The following is an 18422-nucleotide window of genomic DNA, read 5'->3' as shown; positions in this document are numbered from 1 at the left end:
GGCTGCTGCGTCAATGCGGTGCGGTTACACTTGTTCGAGCATCAGCCGCTGATCGATGGCTGCCGTCTGCATGGCCTTGGCGAGTTTCTCGAACGCCCGCACTTCGATCTGGCGCACGCGTTCGCGGCTGATGCCATAGCGCTGCGACAACAGCTCGAGCGTTTCGGGCTCGTCGATCAAGCGGCGCTGGGTGAGGATATCGCGCTCGCGCTCGTTCAATTCGCGCATCGCCGCCACCAGCAGGCCGTGGCGCTGGTCGCGCTCCTCGCTGTCGGCGAGCAGTTCATCGGCCAACGGGCCATCATCGGCCAGCCAATCCTGCCATTCGCCTTCGCCATCCTCGCGCAGCGGGCTGTTCAGGCTGGCATCGCCGCCATAGCCCATGCGCCGGTTCATCGAGACGACCTCGTCTTCGGCCACGCCCAAAGTCGTGGCGATCTTCTCGACATCGGCCGGCTTCAGATCGCCGTCTTCCACCGCGCCGATCTTGCCCTTCAGGCGGCGCAGGTTGAAAAACAGCTTCTTCTGGGCAGCGGTGGTGCCGATCTTCACCAGCGACCACGACCGCAATATATATTCCTGGATCGCCGCCTTGATCCACCACATCGCATAAGTGGCGAGGCGGAAGCCCTTTTCCGGATCGAATTTGCGCACGCCCTGCATCAGGCCGATATTGCCCTCCGCGATCAGCTCGTTCACCGGCAGGCCATAGCCGCGGTAACCCATGGCGATGCGCGCCACCAGCCGCAGGTGGCTGGTGACCAGCTTGGTCGCGGCGGCCGGATCCTGATGTTCCTGCCAGCGCTTGGCCATCATATATTCCAGTTCCGGCGAGAGCAGCGGGAACTTGCGGATTTCCGCCAGATAACGGTTGAGCCCGGCCTCTGAACCGAGCACCGGAATGCTGCTTTGCTTCACTGCGGGCAGATTGGAACTCATTGCGTCACTCCACCGTTGCGCCATCCAGGGCGCCAATCAACGCCAGCATATCGGCTGGCAGGGGGCTTTCGAAACACAGTTTTTCTTTGCGCACCGGATGCACGAACCCCAGTGTCGCGGCGTGCAGCGCCTGGCGGGCAAAGCCCAGACCTTGCAGCAGCGGCAGCAGCTTGCCGGGCGTGCGCCCGTAGAAGGCATCCCCCAATAGCGCGTGGCCGATGGACGCCATATGAACGCGGATCTGATGGGTGCGCCCGGTTTCCAGCCGGCATTCCACCTGCGCGGCACCGGCAAAGGCCTGTACCATGCGATAATGGGTAACGGCGTGCTTGCCGCGGCCGTCCTTCACGATGGCCATTTTCTGGCGATCGGCGCTGCTGCGTGCCAGCGCACCTTCGATGCGTCCGGCCGGCGGCACCGGCACCCCGGCGACCACGGCGGCATAGCGGCGATCGACGCTGTGCTTCGCGAACTGCGCCGCCAGGCCTTCGTGGGTGGGATCATTCTTGGCCACCACCAGCAGGCCCGACGTATCCTTGTCGATGCGGTGGACGATGCCGGGCCGCGCCACGCCGCCGATGCCCGACAGGCCGCCGGCACAATGGTGCAGCAGGGCATTGACCAATGTGCCATCGAAATTGCCGGCGGCCGGATGCACCACCAGCCCGGCCGGCTTGTCGATCACCAGCAGATGCTCATCCTCAAAGATAATGACCAGCGGGATATCCTGCGCGATATTGTGGGCTGGGCGCGGCGCCGGGATCACCAGGGTGAGCGCCTCGCCGCCGCGCATCTTGGTGGCCGGGTCCCACAATACCCCGGCGCTGCCGGTCAAGCGGCCGCCCTGCACCAGCGTCTTCAACCGTTCGCGGCTGTATTGCGGCAGGGTTTCGGCCAGCGCCTTGTCCAGCCGCTGGCCGGCCGCCGTGGCCGGCAAAGTGATGATGATCGACTCTTCAGAAGCCATGCTTTAGCGATGTCGGCATGAAGTTGCAGATATCAAGCGCACACCAGCAATTTCTGCTCCAAGCAGCCGCTGCCAGCCCGGATCATGAAATTTGCGGCCTGCTGCTCGGCCAACCCGGCCGCGTGGAAGCCATCGTGCCGGCGCAAAATGTCGCAGCCAATCCGGCACGCAGCTTTGAAATTGCCCCGGCGACCTTGCTCGCCAGCCACCGCAATGCCCGCGCCGCCAGGCAAAAGGTGATCGGCCATTGGCACAGCCACCCTGGTGGCCAGTGCGCGCCCTCCACCCGCGATGCCGCACGCGCGACCGACAATGGGCAGATCTGGCTGATCATCGCCGGCGGCGCCATCGGTGCGTGGGCGGCGCACACCGATCGTGCCGGCCCGGCGACGTTCCGGCCCGTCCTGCTCGAGGTGGCATGATGGCCAGTGGCGCGGTGAAATGGTTCGATGGCAAGAAGGGCTATGGCTTCATCACCCCCGATCTTGGCCCACGCGACGTGTTCGTGCACATCAGCGCGCTGGTCGATGCCGGGTTGGAACCGTTGCAGCCTGGGCAGCGGCTTGATTTCGAGCTTGCACAAGACGGCGATGGCCGCTTGATAGCGCTCGGCTTGAAATTGCGTAACGAAGGCATCGAGACAGCAGCATGAACGAACTGCCCCATCATCTTGTGCGTTGGCTGTGCCACGACCTGGCCACCCCGATCGCCAGCGTGATGACGGCCAGCGAATTGCTGGACGACAAGCCAGACGCGGAGATCAACGAGTTGATCCAGTTCGGCGCGCGCCGCCTGACAGGCCGGCTGCGCCTGGTGCGGCTGGCGCTGGGTGCGGCCGATGCCGCGATGAGTTCGACCGCCCTGGAACGGTTGATCCGCGAAGGCCTGGACGGCACCAACGTCGATTGGGCCTTTGTGGGCGATGCCAGCGAAGGCATGCCGGCCGTCGTGGCCGGCTGTGCCATGCTGCTCGCCGATCTCAATCGCACCCGCGCGATCACCGTCACGCCGACAGGGGTGATCATGGCGCAGGGTTGCACCTGGCCTGATTCGGTGGCGGCGGTGTTTTCCGGCGCGCAAGCCACGTGCAATCGCGGCGCTGTTGCGGTGATGGTGATGACCGCCGCGCAGCGCGCCGGGCGCCAACTTTCGCATTCTGCCAATGGCTTGACCTGGCGCTGAGGGCGCAGCGCCAGCTTTTTGCTGCACTGCACCATTTCCCCCCTTGAAGCGCGACCGTCACCCGCTTATGTTGCATTGCAGCAAAGCCGGAGATGACCATGACCGCCAAGCGTACGCCCAACGCCACCGACAAGTCGGTTGAAGCCAAGCGCACCGTGAAACGGTCAGCATCCAAGGCTGCGGCTGTGACTCCTGTGTCCAAGGTGGACGCGGTGGTTGCGGCACCCGCGGCGAAGGCACCGGCCCCTGGGCCGGTGGCAAAAGCCCCGGCCCCTGCTCCGGTGGCGAAGGCCCCGGCACCTGCTCCGGTCGCGAAAGCACCGGCGCCTGTGCTGGTGACGAAAGCGCCGGCTCCTGCTCCGGTGGCGAAAGCGCCGGCTCCTGCACCGGCAGCACCCCTTCCCGCTGCGTCCTCTCCCGCGTCACCCACAATCACGAAAAAGGAACCGATCATGGCCACTGCCTTTGAAACCACCAACGAAACCGTTCGCGCCGCTGCCGCCACCCTGAACAACCAGGCCGAATCCGCCATCAACAGCGGCAAGGCCGTGATGGAACAGGTTGCTGCCAAGTCCAAGGAAGCCGTCGAAGCCAGCATGAAGAGCCTCGACGAATTGAACGACATGGCGCGTGCCAATGTCGATGCGCTGATCGCTTCGGCCCGCGCCGCCACTGCCGGTGTCGAACAGGTCGTCGCGCATCTGACCGAAGTGTCGAAGAAGTCGTTCGAAGAATCGACGGCCATGATGAAGAGCCTGACCGCCGCCAAGACCCCGAATGAGCTGATGCAGCTGCAGACGGACTTCGCCAAGACACAGTTCGACACCGCCGTGTCGGAATATAGCAAGCTGACCGAGATGATGGTCAAGCTGGCTGGCGAAATGATGGAGCCGATGCAGAACCAGATCGCCGTGGCCACCGACAAGATGAAGTCGGCCTGGACCAAGTAAGGTCTGAAACCTTTGCCCCGGCGCTCGTGCGCCGGGCCGGAACCGGGCGGGTGGCCAGCAGGCCCCCGCCCGTTTTCGTCTTTGCGACCGCTCCCAGTGCCGCGGCTCACGCGCCGGGCTTTTTTCTGGCAGCGATTTTGCTATACAGGGGCGATATCGTCCCCTTTTGCCCCGGGTTGTTTGATGATCGATGGCGCCAGCCTGATGCCGACCATGACCGATGAGGACCGTGACGCCGATGGCGGCCGCGGTACCACCGGTGTGGGCCTGGCCACCAAGCCCGAATCCAAGACGGCCAAGCCGGCGCTGTACAAGGTGCTGATGCTGAACGACGATTACACCCCGATGGAATTTGTGGTGCTGACGTTGCAGCGCTTTTTCAAGATGACCATCGAAGACGCGACGCGGGTGATGCTGCATGTGCATCAACGCGGTGTGGGGGTGTGCGGCATCTTCACCTATGAAGTGGCCGAAACCAAGGTCAACCAGGTCATCGATTTCGCCCGCCGGCACAACCATCCGCTGCAGTGCACGATGGAGAAGGAATAAGCGCCTGCGACGTCGCGGGTGCTGGCGACTGGCCGCTGCCGCTTTAAGGCGGCGGTAATGAGCCTGCTTCTCAGTTTCCCGTCCAACCTTCACGCGCTGGTGGTCGGCGCCACCGGCGGCATCGGCGCGGCGGTCGCTTCGCTGCTCGAACAGGATGGTGCCAGCGTGACGCGCTGGAGCCGCAGCAGCGGGGTGGAGCTGACCGACCCGGCCAGCATCACGCGCGCCGCTGCCGCGCTGACCGACGCGCCCGATCTTGTGTTCATCGCCACCGGCATGCTGCATGGCGGCGGCCTGGCGCCGGAAAAGGCCAATGCGCAACTCTCAGCCGAAGCGCTGGCCACCAGCTTTGCCATCAATGCCATCGGCCCGGCCATGGTCGCCCGCGCACTGCTGCCGCTGATGCCCAAGGGCCGCAAGACGGTGCTGGCCGCGCTGTCGGCCCGGGTCGGTTCGATCAGCGACAATCGGCTGGGCGGCTGGCACAGCTATCGCGCGTCCAAGGCGGCGCTGAACCAGTTGCTGCACACCATGGCCATCGAGCAGGCGCGCCGCAATCCCGACCAGATCATACTGGCGCTGCACCCCGGCACGGTCGATTCCGGCCTGTCCAAACCGTTCCAGAAGGGCGTGCCGACGCTGTTCTCGCCCGAAACCAGCGCCCGCCATCTGCTGCGCGTGATCGATGCCGCCACCCCGGCGCAATCCGGCCAGTTGATCGATTGGGCGGGCGACGTCATAGCGTTTTGAGCCATTCGTTTTTGGAGGGTCTGCTGCGACCCATTCGCATCTGTTACCCTGCGCTTCTACCCCCATATCGGCTGCAACCACTGGAATGGGAGACACGACATGCCCACCTATCTGCACCGCAAATCCGACGCCCGCGGCCAGGCTGATCATGGCTGGCTGAAGGCCAAGCATAGTTTCTCCTTCGGCAGCTATCATGATCCCAACATCATGGGCTTCCGGTCGTTGCGGGTGATCAACGAGGATCGCATCGCCGGCGGCGGCGGCTTCCCCACCCACGCGCACGACAATATGGAGATCGTCACCTACATCCTCGATGGCGCGCTGGAACATCGCGACAGTATCGGGAACGGCGAAGTCATCCGCCCCGGTGAGGCGCAGCGCATGAGCGCCGGCACCGGCATCCGCCACAGCGAATATAACGCCAGCGCCGCCGATCCGGTGCATCTGTTGCAGATCTGGCTGCTGCCCAGCCAGCGCGGCATCGCGCCGGGCTATGAGCAGAAGATGCTGCCGGTGGTGGCACCGGGCGAATCGCGGCTGGATGTGATCGCCGCGCCGGATGCGCCGGACCATGCCGTCATAATCCACAGCGACGCCAGCATCACTCGCGCCGTGCTGGCGCCGGGCGGCACGCTCACCGCCCCCATCACCCGCGGCCACGCATGGGTGCAGGTGGCCAAGGGCGCGCTGGTGGTGGATGGCCATGCGCTGGCACAAGGTGACGGCCTGGCGGTGAAGGACGCCGCCGCACTGGCGCTGGCGTCGGATGAGGGCGCCGAAGTGCTGGTGTTCGATCTGGCTTGAAGCGCTCGCCGAGGCCCACCCCCAGCCCCTCTTGGCTGCGGGAGGGGCTGGGGGTGGGGCTATCCCTTCACCCCCGCCCACGCGCTTAACGCCCGCGCCCGCGCCGCCTCATGCTCCACCACCGGTGCCGGATAATCCCGGCCCAGCTTCACGCCCGCCCGCAGCAAGCCCACGCCCGCTGCCCAGGGCGCATGAATATCGGTATTGGACAGGCCGGCCAGTTCCGGCACCCAGCGGCGGATATAGTCGGCCGCGCCGAACTTGGCGCTTTGCCCCACCGGCGCGAAAATGCGGTTGAACGGGGAACTGTCCACACCCGATCCCATCACCCACTGCCAACCCAAACTATTGCTGCCATAATCGGCATCGACCAGCGTATCCCAGAACCAGCGCTCGCCGTCCCGCCAGTCGATCAATTGATGCTTCACCAGAAAACTGGCGGTGATCATGCGCACCCGGTTATGCATCCACCCCGTCGCCCACAACTGCCGCATGCCGGCATCGACGATCGGATAGCCGGTCTGCCCGTGGCGCCAGGCGTGGAGGCCCGCCGGGTCAGCGCGGAACGGAAAGCGGTTGAAGGCATCGCGGCCCGGCGCATCGCCGTGATCGGGGAATTGATCGATGATGTTGGCGCCGAAATCACGCCAGCCCAGTTCGCGCAAATATGGCTCGGCCGCCGCAGCCCCCACCGCATCGGCAATGACATGCCAGGCGGCATTGGGCGATACCTCCCCCAGCGCCAGGTGCGGCGACAGGCGCGATGTGCCCTCCACCGATGGCAGGTTGCGTGTGTCGTCATAACGCGCTGCGCGGCGGGCGAAATCCTGCAACCGCGCCGCAGCGCCGGCCTCGCCCGGCTGCCAATCCCGAAAACCGCCGGCCCAATCCGGGCTGGTCGGCAACAAACCCCACGCATCCAGATCATCGCTGGCGATGCCCGTCACATCGGCCCAGCGCGCATCCGGCACGGGGCGTGGGCGCGGCGGCGGCAATTGCTCCTGCAATTTGCGCCACCACGGCGTGAAGATGCGGTAACGCCCGCCGGTGCCGCTGCGCACGCTGTCGGGCGGGGCCAGCGTCACGCCGTGATGGCGCGACACGTTGCCGGCCTCATCTTCCTGCACCAGCGCCCACGGCTCGTGATGCACCAGCGTGTGCACGTCGGCGCCCAGCTCGGCCGCCAGCGCCTGCACGATCGGCCCGGCACGGCCACGGCGCAGGATCAGCCGGCCGCCGCGCGCGGCAATCCCGGCGCCCAGGCTGGCCAGGCTGTGGTGCAGCCACCAGCGCTGTGCCGCGCCCATGCGCCAGGCCCCGGATGTTTCATCGTCCAGCACGAACAACGCCGCCACCGGGCCACGCGCCGCCGCCGCGATCAGCGCGGGGTGATCGGCCAGACGCAGATCATTGCGGAACCAGACAAGCTGGGTGGTCATCGGCGCAGCCTCTCGACAGACAGGAGCGCCAGCCGCTAGGGCCTGTGGTCAATCAAGTCACCATCCAGTTCTGGGGGAAGCTTCATCATGCCGCAACTGGCCTATGTGAACGGGCAGATCCTGCCGCTGGCGTCGGCAAGCCTGCATGTCGAGGATCGCGGCACCCAGTTCGGCGATGCGGTGTATGAAGTGTGCGCCGTGCTGAACGGGCAGATCCTCGATTGGCAGCCCCACCTTGTCCGCCTGCGCCGCAATCTGGCGGAATTGGGCATCACGCTCGATATCGGCGATGGCCCGCTGGGTTTGCAGGCGCGGCGGCTGATCGCGCGCAATGGCCACCGCGATTGCCTGCTCTATCTGCAGATCTCGCGCGGCAGCGCCCGGCGTGACCATGCGTTTCCGGCCGACACCCCGGCGTCGCTGGTGATGACGGTGCGACGCTTCGATTTTGCCCAGCGCGTGCGCCAGTTGGCGACTGGCATCAAGGTGATCACCCAGGCCGACAATCGTTGGGGCCGGGTTGATATCAAGACCACAGGCTTGCTGCCCAATGTGCTCGCCAAGCAGGCGGCGCGTGCGGCTGGCGCGTTTGAAGCGTGGATGGTGGCGGATGATATCGTGCGCGAAGGCAGCAGCACCAATGCCTGGATCATCAAGGACAGCCGCATCATCACCCACCCCACCGGCACGCAGATATTGCCCGGCATCGCCCGCGACAGCCTGATCCGGCTGGCGCGTGACGCGCAGATGGTGGTGGAAGAACGCGCCTTCACCCTCGCCGAGGCGCATGCAGCCGATGAGGCTTTCCTGACCTCCACCACCGCGCCGATCCTGCCGGTGGTAGCCATCGATGGTCAGGCCGTGGCGGGCGGCACGCCGGGGCCGGTCACGCACCGGCTGGCCGAACTGGTCTGGAACGAAGTGGCCCGCCAGACGGGCTGGCGGGCCTGAGTTCGGGCGCAGGGGGCACGCCCGGGAGGAGATCAGAGGGCGCTGTCCATGCCCGGCGGCGGCGGCGGCTCCATCGGCGGTGGTGGCGGCGGGCCACGACGGTCGCGCAGCCGTTCCCGCCAGCCTTGCATGCGCTTGTCCATGCGGTTCTTCATGGCGCGGCTGTCGGCCACGAACGCCTTGCGATCTTCAACCGAAAGCTTCTGGACGGCGGCCAGCATGGCGGTCTGGCGCTGCTGGTGGCTGGCATCGGCCAGGGCGCGTTCTTCGTCCGCAACCCGCCTGACGGCAGCGACATCGAGCCGTTCGGCCGCAAGCAGGGTCAGCATCTTGTCGCGCACGGCTTCCATCTTCTGGCGTTCTTCGCGGCGATTGCCACCGGCCATCATCGCTTCGCGCATGATGGTGCGGCCCGCTTCGCTCATCGATGGAAACATGCGTTCGCCCTTGCGCGCATCGCGGCCGGGCATGCCGGGGCCGCCAAACTGGCCGGGCGGTGGCGGCGGCGCCGGCTGCGCCAACGCCGGAGCAGCGGCAAGCAGCGCTGCCAACAGCAACATCCTGGGGTTCATATCAGATCTTCCTCAGCAGCCGTCGGCGTAAACACATAGGCAAAGGCCAGATCGGCCTCGCCCGCCGCCACGCCGGCCGACGACGGCGGTGCGGAGGCAATTTCGGTTGCAACGGGCTGGCCAATCTGGCCGGCAAAGCCGATCCAGCCACCCACCGCCACCACCAGCGCCAGGCTGGCGGCCAGCACCGCCGGGCGCCAGCCGCGCATGGGCGCGGCCTGCACCGGCCGCTGCTGCGGCAAGGCGGTGATCGCGGCGGCATCGATCCGGGCCAGCGGCGCGGGCGCTGCGGCCCAATCGGCCAGCATCGCATCCAGCGCCTTTGCCTCGGCCAGCGCCGCCGCCACTGTGGCGTCATGGTTGGTCAGCGCCAGCAGCGCGGCGCGATCTTCCGCCGGCCAACGCGCCGGATCGGCGCCATGGCTGGCCACGATTGCCAGAGCGGTTTGGGGCGAAAGGGCGGTCACTGGGTCAGACTTTCATTCATCATGGTTCGCAATTCATTACGGGCCCGGCCCAGCAATCCCTCGACCGCCTTGGGCGTCGTCTCCATCTGCGCGGCGATTTCGGCCATCGAATGACCCTCGCCATGGAACAGGCTGAGCGCCAGCCGCTGGCGCGGATTCAGCCGGGCCATGGCGGCGGCGAGGCGCGCCTGTTCATCATGGGCGATGGCCTGCGCTTCGGGATCAGGGGCTGAATCGGCCAGATCATAGGCTGCATCGATCGATTGCACCGGGCGCATCGCGCGGCGCCGATCAAGGCAGAGATTGACCAGGATGCGGCGGAACCAGGCTTCGACATTGCCGCGCGCCGGATCGAAGCGCGCGGCCTCGGTCCACAGCCGCGCGAACGCCTGCTGGCAGGCATCTTCGGCTTCGACACGATCATTCAGCGTGCGCCAGGCCAGGCCCAGCGCCATGCGCTCCAGCAGCCGGACCAGTTGCGTGAAGGCCGCCGCATCGCCCTGCGCCACGCGCAGCATCAGCGCCGTCGCGAGCGAGGGCATCAATTGGCCGGAACCGGGAGCAGGCGCATCCATCTTCATCTGCCCCTGTTACGCTGCGGCCGGGAACTTCCCCCGTTTCAGCCCGCGCTTAAGCCTTGCGCGCACCATGCCTGCCAGCTTGCCACCAGCACGGCGGCATGGCGGGCGGCGGCCACCGGCGGATCAGCATAGCCGCCGCCCAGCGTCACCGCCAGCGCCGCCCCGGCCCGGCGGACGGCCTGCGCCACCAGTGCCTCGCGCGCCGCCAGCCCGGCATCGCTGAGCGCCAGCCGCCCCAGCCGGTCCTCGCGGTGCGGATCCACGCCGGCCTGATACAGCACCAATTGTGGGCGATGCCGCGCCAGCAGCGCCAGAAGTTCCGGTTCCAGTGCGGCAAGATAGGCGGCATCACCGGTGCCATCGGGCAGCTCGATATCGACATGCGACCGCGCCTTGCGCACCGGGAAATTCTTCGCGGCGTGGATGGACAGGGTGATGATGTCGTCGCGCCCGGTCATGATCCGCGCCGTGCCATCGCCCTGGTGCACGTCGCAATCGACGATCAGCACGCGCGCCACCGCGCCCTCGCGCACCAGCCGGTTGGCGGCAATGGCCAGATCGTTGGTGACGCAATAGCCGGCGCCGCCGTCCGGCCCGGCATGGTGGCTGCCGCCCGCGCCGTTCGCCGCCCAGCCATGGGCCAGCGCGTGGAGCGCCGCCGCATAGGTGCCGCCGGCGACCAGCCGGGTGCGGTGGGCGACCGCCGCCGTCACCGGCAAGCCGATCCGCCGTTCGATCGCGGGCGGCACCGCCGCGTCCAGCACCGCGGCGACATAGGCCGGATCATGCACTTCATTCAGCCATTGCGCCGGCATCAGCGGCGGATCGAACCGCTCAACGGCTTGGCCCAGCGCGTCCAGGGCAGGGGGCAACAGCGCATATTTCGACATGGGGAATCGATTGCCCGGCGGCAAGGCCGGCGCATAGTCGGGGTGAAAGAACAGCGGGAGCGGGGCCGTATCACCTCTCCCCTCCGGGGAGAGGTCGAGAGACGCGCGCAGCGCGGCCCGGAAGAGGGGTTCTTGTCGCGGCGACCCCTCATCCGGCTCGCTGCGCGAGTCCGACCTCTCCCCCAAGGGGAGAGGTGATTGCTCGTCAATCACGCCAGCGCCCGCGACGCCATTTCCAGCACATCCTTGGACATGCCCGCCGTTGCGATGATCCGCTCCAGTTCCGCCCGCATCTGCCCGGCGCGGTCCGCATCGAAGCGGCGCCAGCGCCCAAGCGGCACCGCCAGCCGCGCCGCGCTCTGCGGGTTGATGCGATCGACCGCGATCAATTGATCGGCCAGCAAGCGATAGCCTTCGCCATCGGCGGCGTGGAACCAACGCTGGTTGGCGGCAAAGGCGCCGACCAGACTGCGCAGCCGGTTGGGATTGGTGATGGTGAAATCCGGGTGCTTCAGCAGGCGCTCGACGGCCAGCAGCACATCCGGCCGATTGGCCAGCGCCTGCACGCCGAACCATTTGTCGATCACATCATTATTGCCGGCAAAACGCCGATGGAAATCGGCCAGCACCGCCTCGCGCTCGCTCGACACGCTGTTCACCAGCGCCGTCATCGCGCCCATGCGATCGGTCATCGTGGCGGCCGTGTCATATTGCTTGCGCGCTGCCGCCAGCGCAGCGTCAGATCCGGCGGTGACCAGATAGGACAGGGCGACATTGGCCAGCCGGCGCGCGCCCTTGGCCTCCGGCGTCTGATCTGTCCCGGCGCCGGCATGGGCTTCGTAAGCCGCCCACCATTGCCCCTCCAGCGCGGTGGCGATTGCCCGCCGCGCGGTTTCGCGGCGGCGATGGATCGCTTCCACCGCAACCAGATCGGCGGCATCGCCGATGAAGCTTTCGGTGGGCAACAGCACGGCCTCGCCCTTGAAGGCCGCATCGAGATCGGGATCGGCAAGCGTGCCCTGCACCGCCGCGACCAGTTCGGCCGGGTCATCATCGGTGGCCAGCACCGAAAGCGCCAGCTGCTGAAACGCCTCCCAGCGCGCGAACGGATCATCGTCGTGCGCGGCCAGGAAGGCCAGATCAGCGCGCGCCAGTTGCGCCTCCACCACCACCGGCGCCGAAAAGCCGCGGTTGAGGCTGGGCAGCACCGGCTCGCCAATGCCATCGAAGGTCAGATGCGTCACCGGCGCCTTGATCTGCACCACCTGTTCGTCACCAACGCGCCCGCCGCTGTCGCGCCCGATCAGCGCCAGCCGGAACGGCATGTGCATGGGCAATTTGTCAGGCTGGCCTGGCGTGGCCGGCACGCTCTGGCGCAAGGTGACTTCGACTTTGCTGCCGGTCTGGCGGGTTTCCACCGCGACGCGCGGCGTGCCGGCCTGATCATACCAGCGCCGGAACTGCGCCAGATCGATGCCGCCCGCCGCCTCCATCGCCTGCAACCAATCCTCGCAAGTCACCGCCTGGCCATCATGGCGGTCGAAATAGAGATCGGTGCCGTGCCGGAAGCCCTCAACCCCCAACAAGCTGTGCAGCATGCGGATGACTTCGGCGCCCTTGTTGTAGATGGTCGCGGTGTAGAAATTGGCGATCTCGACATAATGATCGGGGCGGATCGGGTGGGCGAGCGGACCGGCATCTTCGGGAAACTGCACGGCGCGCAGGGCGCGCACATCATCGATGCGGCGCACCGCGGCGCTGCCCTGATCGGCGGAAAACTGCTGATCGCGAAACACGGTCAGCCCTTCCTTCAACGACAGCTGGAACCAGTCACGGCAGGTGACGCGATTGCCCGTCCAATTGTGGAAATATTCATGCGCCACCACACCGGCGACCGCATCGAAATCCATGTCGGTCGCCGTCTCACTGTCGGCCAATATATATTTGCTGTTGAAGATGTTGAGGCCCTTGTTCTCCATCGCGCCGGCGTTGAAATCGGCCACGGCGACGATGTTGAACTCATCCAGATCATATTCGCGGCCATAGACGGCTTCGTCCCAGGCCATGCTGGCCTTCAGCGCCGCCATGGCATGGGCGCAGCGCGCAACATCGCCCGCGGCCGTCCAGATCGCCAGCTTCACCTGCCGGCCGCTCCGGCACGTGAAATCATCGTGCAGTGCGGAAAGCTGCCCGCCGACCAGGGCAAACAAATAGCTCGGCTTGGGCCAGGGATCGGTCCAGACGATTTCGTGGCGGCCGCCATCCAGATCGCGCGCCGCGCCGCGATCGCCGTTGGACAGCAGCACGGGGTACAGCGCCTTGTCCGCCTCCAGCCGCACCGTGTAGCGCGACAGGATGTCGGGTCGGTCCGGGAACCAGGTGATGGAGCGGAAGCCTTCGGCTTCGCACTGCGTCACCAGCCGGCCTTCGCTGGCATAGAGGCCCATCAGGCGGGTGTTGCGCGACGGGTGCAGCACGACCTCGGTTTCGATCAGCGCGCTGTCGCCGCTGATATCGATGCGCAGCACATCATTGTTGGGCACGGCCGGCACCGCCACACCATCCACCGCAATGCGGCGGGTTTCCAGGCCATGACCATCGAGCAGCAGCGGGCGATCATGATTGCCATTGCGCACCACGCGCAGCCGCGCCGTCACCACCGTGCGCACGGCATCCAGTCGGAAATCCAGATCAATCTCCGGCACCAGCCAATCGGGCGGGCTGTAATCGGCCAAACGAACCGAAGTGAGCACGGGCGGGTTGCGAACATCTTGCATGGTCATGATGTTGCGTCAGTCCGCCGGCCGAGGGAAGCGGATTTTGGACCGGGCCGTTAACGGCAGGCGCTTCGTGGCTCTTGCCCTACTGTATTAGCTGTGCAAAACAGACCCGAACGGAGGGCATGATGGCATTTGATGCAGAACTGGCGACCCAGGCCTATATGGCGACACTGAGCGGCGCGGCGCGGGCCAAGTCGGACGCCTATTTCGAAGGCGGTTACTGGCTGATCCTGTGGAATTTTCTGGTGACGGTGATCGCCAATCTGATCGTGCTGCGCCTGGGCTGGGCCGCGCGCCTGTCGCACTGGGCGCGCAGCAAGGCCAAGCCGGCGTTTGCCGCCTTGCTGTTTGCCGTGCCCTATCTGCTGCTGATCACGGCGCTGACCCTGCCGTTCAGCATTTACACCGATTTCGTGCGTGAACATGCTTATGGCCTGTCCAATCAGGATTTCGGCGCCTGGGCTGGCGAAGCCGCCATCGCCATCGCCATCAACACGCTGGTGGCCGGGTTGTTGTGGATGGGCGTTCACGCCGTCATCCGCCGCTTCCCGCGCGGCTGGTGGGTGGGGGGTACGGCCGTCACCATTGCCGTCATGATGGTGGCGATCAGCTTGGCGCCCTTGTACATCGAACCCCTGTTCAATGATTACAAGCCCTTGCCGGATGGCCCGGTGAAGGCCGAAGTGCTGAAGATGGCGCGCGCCAATGGCGTGCCGGCCACCAATGTCTATCTGGTCGATGCCAGCCGCCAATCCGATCGTATCTCCGCCAATGTCGCCGGCCTGTTCGGCACCACCCGCATCGCGCTGAACGACAATCTGATGAAGCAGGATATCCACGAGATCCGCGCGGTGATGGCGCACGAACTTGGCCATTATGTGCTCAATCACATCTGGAAGATGATCATCGCCTTCACCCTGATCATCGCCATCGCGTTCGGCCTGATCGCCGCCGGCACGCCGTGGCTGCTGGCGCGCTTTGGCGCGAAATGGGGCATTGATGGCATGGCCGATCCCGGCGTGCTGCCGGCGTTCATGATCGTGCTGTCGGCGGTGTTCTTCGTGGCCACCCCGGCCACCAACACACTGATCCGCACCCAAGAGCAAGAGGCGGACCAATTCGGGCTCAACACCTCGCGCGCACCCGACGGTTTTGCCCGCATCGCCATGAAACTGTCGCAATATCGCAAGATCGAGCCGGGCGCGGCGGAAGAATTTCTGTTTTTCGATCACCCCAGCGGCCACACCCGCGTGCTGACCGCCATGCGCTGGAAGGCGGAGCATGTGGCCGAGGCGGACGTGCATTGAAGACGTTCCCTTCCCAAAGGGATCAAGTCATGCTGGCGCAGGCCAGCATCCACCGCGCCACCCGGCCCCTGCCCCGCAATGGATGCTGGCCTGCGCCAGCATGACGTGTGCTTGTCGGAGGGCTAACCCCCTCCCCCTGCCGCCCGCAGCCTGCTACACCGCAATAATGCAACTGCTCATCCTCGGCCTCGGCTACAGCGCCGGCCGCATCGCCGATGCGGCGCGCGCTGCCGGCTTTGCCATCACCGCCGTGCGCTCGCGCCCCGGCGACGGCGTGTTGACCCTCGACAGCCCTGATCTGCCCGGCGTCATCGCCAGCGCCAGCCATATCCTGTCATCCGTGCCGCCCGCCGCAGATGGCAGCGATCCGGTTCTGGCAGCGCTTGGGGACGCACTGGCGCGCGCGCCGGCGCGCTGGATTGGTTATCTGTCCTCCACCGGTGTCTATGGCGATGTCGGCGGCGCCTGGGTGGACGAAGCCAGCCCGCGCCAGGGGCGCCGCGGCGGGCGCAATCTGGCGGACGAACATTGGGAAGCGCTGCACCCCCAGGCGCGCGTGTTCCGCCTGCCCGGCATCTATGGCCCCGGCCGCAGCGCGCTTGATCGGCTGCGCGCCGGGCCTGTTGCGCGCATCGACCAACCCGGCCATGTCTTCAGCCGCATCCATGTCGATGATATCGCCGCCGCCGTGTTGGCCAGCATGGCGGGCGGTGCGCCCGGCCTTTACAATATCGCCGACGATCTGCCGGCGCCGGGCGAGGCGGTCACTGCCGCCGCCGCGCGGCTGCTGGGGCAGGAACCATCACCGCTGGTGCCGTTGGCTGAGGCCACACTTTCGCCGATGGGCCGCGCCTTTTATGCCGAATGCCGGCGCGTGGCCAATGGCCGCATGAAAAGGCAGCTTGGCGTCTCGCTGCTTTACCCCGATTATCACGCTGGCTTGCAGGCTTGTCTGAAGGAAATGCACCCATGAAGTTCGGCACTGGTCAATCGACGCTCCGGGTTGAGGATGCGCGCCTGCTCACCGGCCAGGGGCGATATACCGACGATCTGGCCCGCCCCGGCATGCTCTATGGCGTCAGCCTGCGCAGCCCCTATGCCCATGCCGAGATCAAGAGCATCGACGTGTCGGCCGCGCTGGAGGTGCCCGGCGTTGTCGCGGTCTATACCCACGCGGATGTCGCCGATTATGGCCCGATCCCCTGCCTGGTGCCGCTTTCGGGCGAGGTGAAAACCCCGCGCTTGCTGCTGGCCGCCGACCGCGTCCGCTTTGTGGGCGATGGCGTCGCCTTCATCGTCGCCGAAACCCGCGAGGCCGCCCGCGCTGGCGCCGAAGCCGTGTGGGTCGATTATGCCGAACTGCCGGTGGTCGCCAGCATGGACGATGCCATCGCGCCCGGCGCGCCGAAAATCTGGGCCGATGCCGCATCGAACAGCCTGTTCGATTGGCAGGTCGGTGACGGTGATGCGGCGGCTGCCGCCATCGCGGGTGCCGCCCATGTCACCCGCCTGCGCATCGTGCAGAACCGCGTCGCGCCGGCATCGATGGAGGTGCGCGCCGCGCTGGGTGAGTATGAGGCCGATGGCGGCTTCACGCTGACCACCGGCAGCCAGGGCGTCGTGTCGATGCGCCGCGAGCTGGCCAAGAATATCCTGAAGGTGCCCACCGAACAGGTGCGCGTCGTCACCCACGATGTCGGCGGCGGCTTCGGCATGAAGAGCTTCCTCTATCCGGAATATGCGCTGGTGCTGCACGCGGCGCGCGCGCTGGGCCGCCCGGTGAAATGGACCGGGGAACGCTCCGACGCCTTCCAGACCGACACGCACGGCCGCGCCATGGTATCCGATGCCGCGCTGGCGCTGGATGCGCAGGGCCGCATTCTGGCGCTGCAGGTGGAAACCTGGTCCGATCTTGGCGCCTATCAGGCGCAGTTCGGCCCCGCCATCCAGACGATGGCCGGCGGCCGCATCATGGGCGGCGTCTATCGCATCCCGGCCATCCACAATCTGGTGCACGGCGTTGTCACCAACACCGCGCCGGTCGATGCCTATCGCGGTGCCGGCCGGCCGGAATCGGCCTATCTGATGGAGCGGCTGATCGAAGCCGCCGCGCGCGACATCGGCATGGGAGTGGACGAGATGCGGCTGCGCAATCTGCTGCTGCCGGCCGAACTGCCGCACGCCAACGGCCTGGGCCTCACCTATGACGTCGGCAATTTCCCGGCGGTGCTGGAGCGGGCGAAGATCGTCGGCGATTGGGCCGGTTTCGCCGCACGCCAGGCCGATGCCGCGCGCCGCGGCAAGCGATTGGGCCGCGGCATGGCCTATTATGTCGAAATCGCTGGCGGCGGCGGCACCGAGGAACATGCCGATGTGCGGGTGGCCGCCGATGGCGCCATCGAAATGGCCGTGGGCACGCAGTCCAACGGCCAGGGCCATGAAACCGTCTATGCGCAAGTGCTGGCGGCGCGGCTGGGCATCGAAATGGAGCAGATCCGCATCGTGCAGGGCGACAGCGATCGCATGGATGTGGGCGGCGGCACCGGCGGTTCGCGATCGATGGCGTTCGGCGGCGGCGCCGTGCTGCAATGCGCCGACGACATGATCGCGCGCGGCGCCGAATTGGCCAGCGCCGATCTGGGCGGCGATGTCGATTATGCCGATGGTTTGTTCCGCGCGCGCGCCAGCAACGCCACGGCTTCGTGGGCGGAACTCGCCGCCCGCCATCCGGGCGCGCTCGATGGTCGCAGCCGTTACCAGACCAAGGAAGGCAAGCCGGCGCCGACCTTCCCCAACGGCTGCCACATCGCCGAAGTCGAGCTGGATCCGGACACCGGCATGGTCGCAGTGACGCGTTACAGCATCGTCGATGATTTCGGCGTTCTGGTGAACCCGATGCTGGTCGAAGGCCAGATCCACGGCGGCATCGCGCAAGGCCTGGGCCAGGCCGTGCTGGAAAACATCGTCTATGATGACGCTGGTCAGCTGATCACCGGCAGCTTCATGGATTATGGCATCCCGCGCGCGGACGTGATGCCGGCGGCGGTGGCGTTTGAAACGCTGAACACCCCATCGCCCACCAATCCGCTGGGCGTGAAGGGCTGCGGCGAGGCCGGCACCATCGGCGCCATGCCATCGGTGATGAACGCCATCATCGACGCGCTGGACGGCCAACAAGTCGAAATGCCGGCCACGCCGGAAAAATTGTGGCGGTTGGCGCAGAATATCGGCTTCCATCAGGCCGCCTGAAGGTCAGGCTGGCCATCGGGCTTGCCGGGCTTCCTGATCGGTGCC

19 protein-coding genes are annotated in these 18422 nt (G+C 66.5%); 11 read left to right on the top strand and 8 right to left on the bottom strand.

Annotated elements, in window-relative coordinates; genetic code table 11:
* Positions 1–24: 24 nt before the first annotated feature.
* Positions 25–939, bottom strand: a complete 915-nt coding sequence (gene rpoH, locus AC6UUM_RS07185; protein WP_500804644.1) for an RNA polymerase sigma factor RpoH — start codon at positions 937–939, stop codon at positions 25–27.
* 4 nt (positions 940–943) lie between these two features.
* On the bottom strand, positions 944–1906 hold the full coding sequence (locus AC6UUM_RS07180; RefSeq protein ID WP_500804643.1) for an RluA family pseudouridine synthase: 963 nt from the start codon (positions 1904–1906) through the stop codon (positions 944–946).
* A gap of 17 nt (positions 1907–1923) precedes the next feature.
* On the opposite strand from AC6UUM_RS07180, the gene AC6UUM_RS07175 reads away from it, so the two are divergent.
* The 7 genes from AC6UUM_RS07175 (at position 1924) to AC6UUM_RS07145 (ending at position 6141) form a co-directional block, all read left to right on the top strand.
* Positions 1924–2328: a M67 family metallopeptidase gene (locus AC6UUM_RS07175; protein WP_500804642.1), complete on the top strand. Its 405-nt coding sequence runs from the start codon at positions 1924–1926 to the stop codon at positions 2326–2328.
* Positions 2325–2558, top strand: coding sequence for a cold-shock protein (locus AC6UUM_RS07170; RefSeq protein ID WP_500804641.1), 234 nt, complete (start codon positions 2325–2327; stop codon positions 2556–2558). Before AC6UUM_RS07175 ends, AC6UUM_RS07170 begins: the two co-directional genes overlap by 4 nt.
* Positions 2555–3088, top strand: a complete 534-nt coding sequence (locus tag AC6UUM_RS07165; RefSeq protein ID WP_500804640.1) for a hypothetical protein — start codon at positions 2555–2557, stop codon at positions 3086–3088. Before AC6UUM_RS07170 ends, AC6UUM_RS07165 begins: the two co-directional genes overlap by 4 nt.
* A 452-nt stretch (positions 3089–3540) precedes the next feature.
* On the top strand, positions 3541–4038 hold the full coding sequence (locus tag AC6UUM_RS07160) for a phasin family protein (protein WP_500804639.1): 498 nt from the start codon (positions 3541–3543) through the stop codon (positions 4036–4038).
* A 183-nt stretch (positions 4039–4221) separates the two neighbouring features.
* Positions 4222–4587, top strand: a complete 366-nt coding sequence (gene clpS / locus AC6UUM_RS07155) for an ATP-dependent Clp protease adapter ClpS (RefSeq protein WP_500804638.1) — start codon at positions 4222–4224, stop codon at positions 4585–4587.
* A gap of 57 nt (positions 4588–4644) precedes the next feature.
* A complete protein-coding gene (locus AC6UUM_RS07150) occupies positions 4645–5337 on the top strand; it encodes an SDR family NAD(P)-dependent oxidoreductase (RefSeq protein WP_500804637.1) in 693 nt (230 codons plus the stop codon).
* A gap of 99 nt (positions 5338–5436) precedes the next feature.
* Positions 5437–6141 (top strand): pirin family protein, encoded by a 705-nt coding sequence (locus tag AC6UUM_RS07145; RefSeq protein ID WP_500804636.1) that lies wholly within the window; start codon positions 5437–5439, stop codon positions 6139–6141.
* 59 nt (positions 6142–6200) lie between these two features.
* On the opposite strand, the gene AC6UUM_RS07140 is transcribed toward AC6UUM_RS07145, so the two are convergent.
* Entirely contained in the window at positions 6201–7580 is a 1380-nt protein-coding gene (locus tag AC6UUM_RS07140; protein ID WP_500804635.1) for a cryptochrome/photolyase family protein, read from the bottom strand.
* An 87-nt stretch (positions 7581–7667) separates the two neighbouring features.
* Between AC6UUM_RS07140 and AC6UUM_RS07135 the strand changes: the two genes are divergently transcribed.
* Positions 7668–8531, top strand: coding sequence for a D-amino-acid transaminase (locus AC6UUM_RS07135; RefSeq protein ID WP_500804634.1), 864 nt, complete (start codon positions 7668–7670; stop codon positions 8529–8531).
* Positions 8532–8563: 32 nt separating this feature from the next.
* On the opposite strand, the gene AC6UUM_RS07130 is transcribed toward AC6UUM_RS07135, so the two are convergent.
* The 5 genes from AC6UUM_RS07130 to pepN form a co-directional block, all read right to left on the bottom strand.
* The gene (locus AC6UUM_RS07130; protein ID WP_500804633.1) at positions 8564–9103 is read right to left on the bottom strand and encodes a periplasmic heavy metal sensor; all 540 of its coding nucleotides are present in this window, start codon (positions 9101–9103) and stop codon (positions 8564–8566) included.
* The gene (locus tag AC6UUM_RS07125) at positions 9100–9534 is read right to left on the bottom strand and encodes a hypothetical protein (RefSeq protein ID WP_500804632.1); all 435 of its coding nucleotides are present in this window, start codon (positions 9532–9534) and stop codon (positions 9100–9102) included. The genes AC6UUM_RS07130 and AC6UUM_RS07125 overlap by 4 nt, the downstream gene beginning before the upstream one ends.
* Positions 9535–9566: 32 nt before the next feature.
* Positions 9567–10145 carry an RNA polymerase sigma factor gene (locus AC6UUM_RS07120; RefSeq protein WP_500804631.1) on the bottom strand — a complete coding sequence of 193 codons (579 nt, stop codon included), beginning with the start codon at positions 10143–10145 and terminating at the stop codon, positions 9567–9569.
* Positions 10146–10189: 44 nt separating this feature from the next.
* Positions 10190–11041 (bottom strand): histone deacetylase family protein, encoded by an 852-nt coding sequence (locus AC6UUM_RS07115; RefSeq protein WP_500804630.1) that lies wholly within the window; start codon positions 11039–11041, stop codon positions 10190–10192.
* Positions 11042–11250: 209 nt separating this feature from the next.
* Entirely contained in the window at positions 11251–13818 is a 2568-nt protein-coding gene (pepN, locus tag AC6UUM_RS07110) for an aminopeptidase N (RefSeq protein WP_500804926.1), read from the bottom strand.
* A gap of 125 nt (positions 13819–13943) precedes the next feature.
* Here pepN and AC6UUM_RS07105 point away from each other — a divergent pair, with 125 nt between their 5' ends.
* From AC6UUM_RS07105 to AC6UUM_RS07095, 3 genes are all read left to right on the top strand, one after another.
* The gene (locus tag AC6UUM_RS07105; RefSeq protein WP_500804629.1) at positions 13944–15128 is read left to right on the top strand and encodes a M48 family metallopeptidase; all 1185 of its coding nucleotides are present in this window, start codon (positions 13944–13946) and stop codon (positions 15126–15128) included.
* Between the two features lie 163 nt (positions 15129–15291).
* Positions 15292–16101: a Rossmann-fold NAD(P)-binding domain-containing protein gene (locus AC6UUM_RS07100; RefSeq protein ID WP_500804925.1), complete on the top strand. Its 810-nt coding sequence runs from the start codon at positions 15292–15294 to the stop codon at positions 16099–16101.
* Entirely contained in the window at positions 16098–18377 is a 2280-nt protein-coding gene (locus AC6UUM_RS07095; RefSeq protein WP_500804628.1) for a xanthine dehydrogenase family protein molybdopterin-binding subunit, read from the top strand. Before AC6UUM_RS07100 ends, AC6UUM_RS07095 begins: the two co-directional genes overlap by 4 nt.
* Positions 18378–18422: the final 45 nt, after the last annotated feature.

The organism is Sandarakinorhabdus sp., assembly GCF_987265915.1.
Note: the sequence above shows the minus strand (reverse complement) of the source record. Positions and strands in the feature narration are given on the sequence as shown.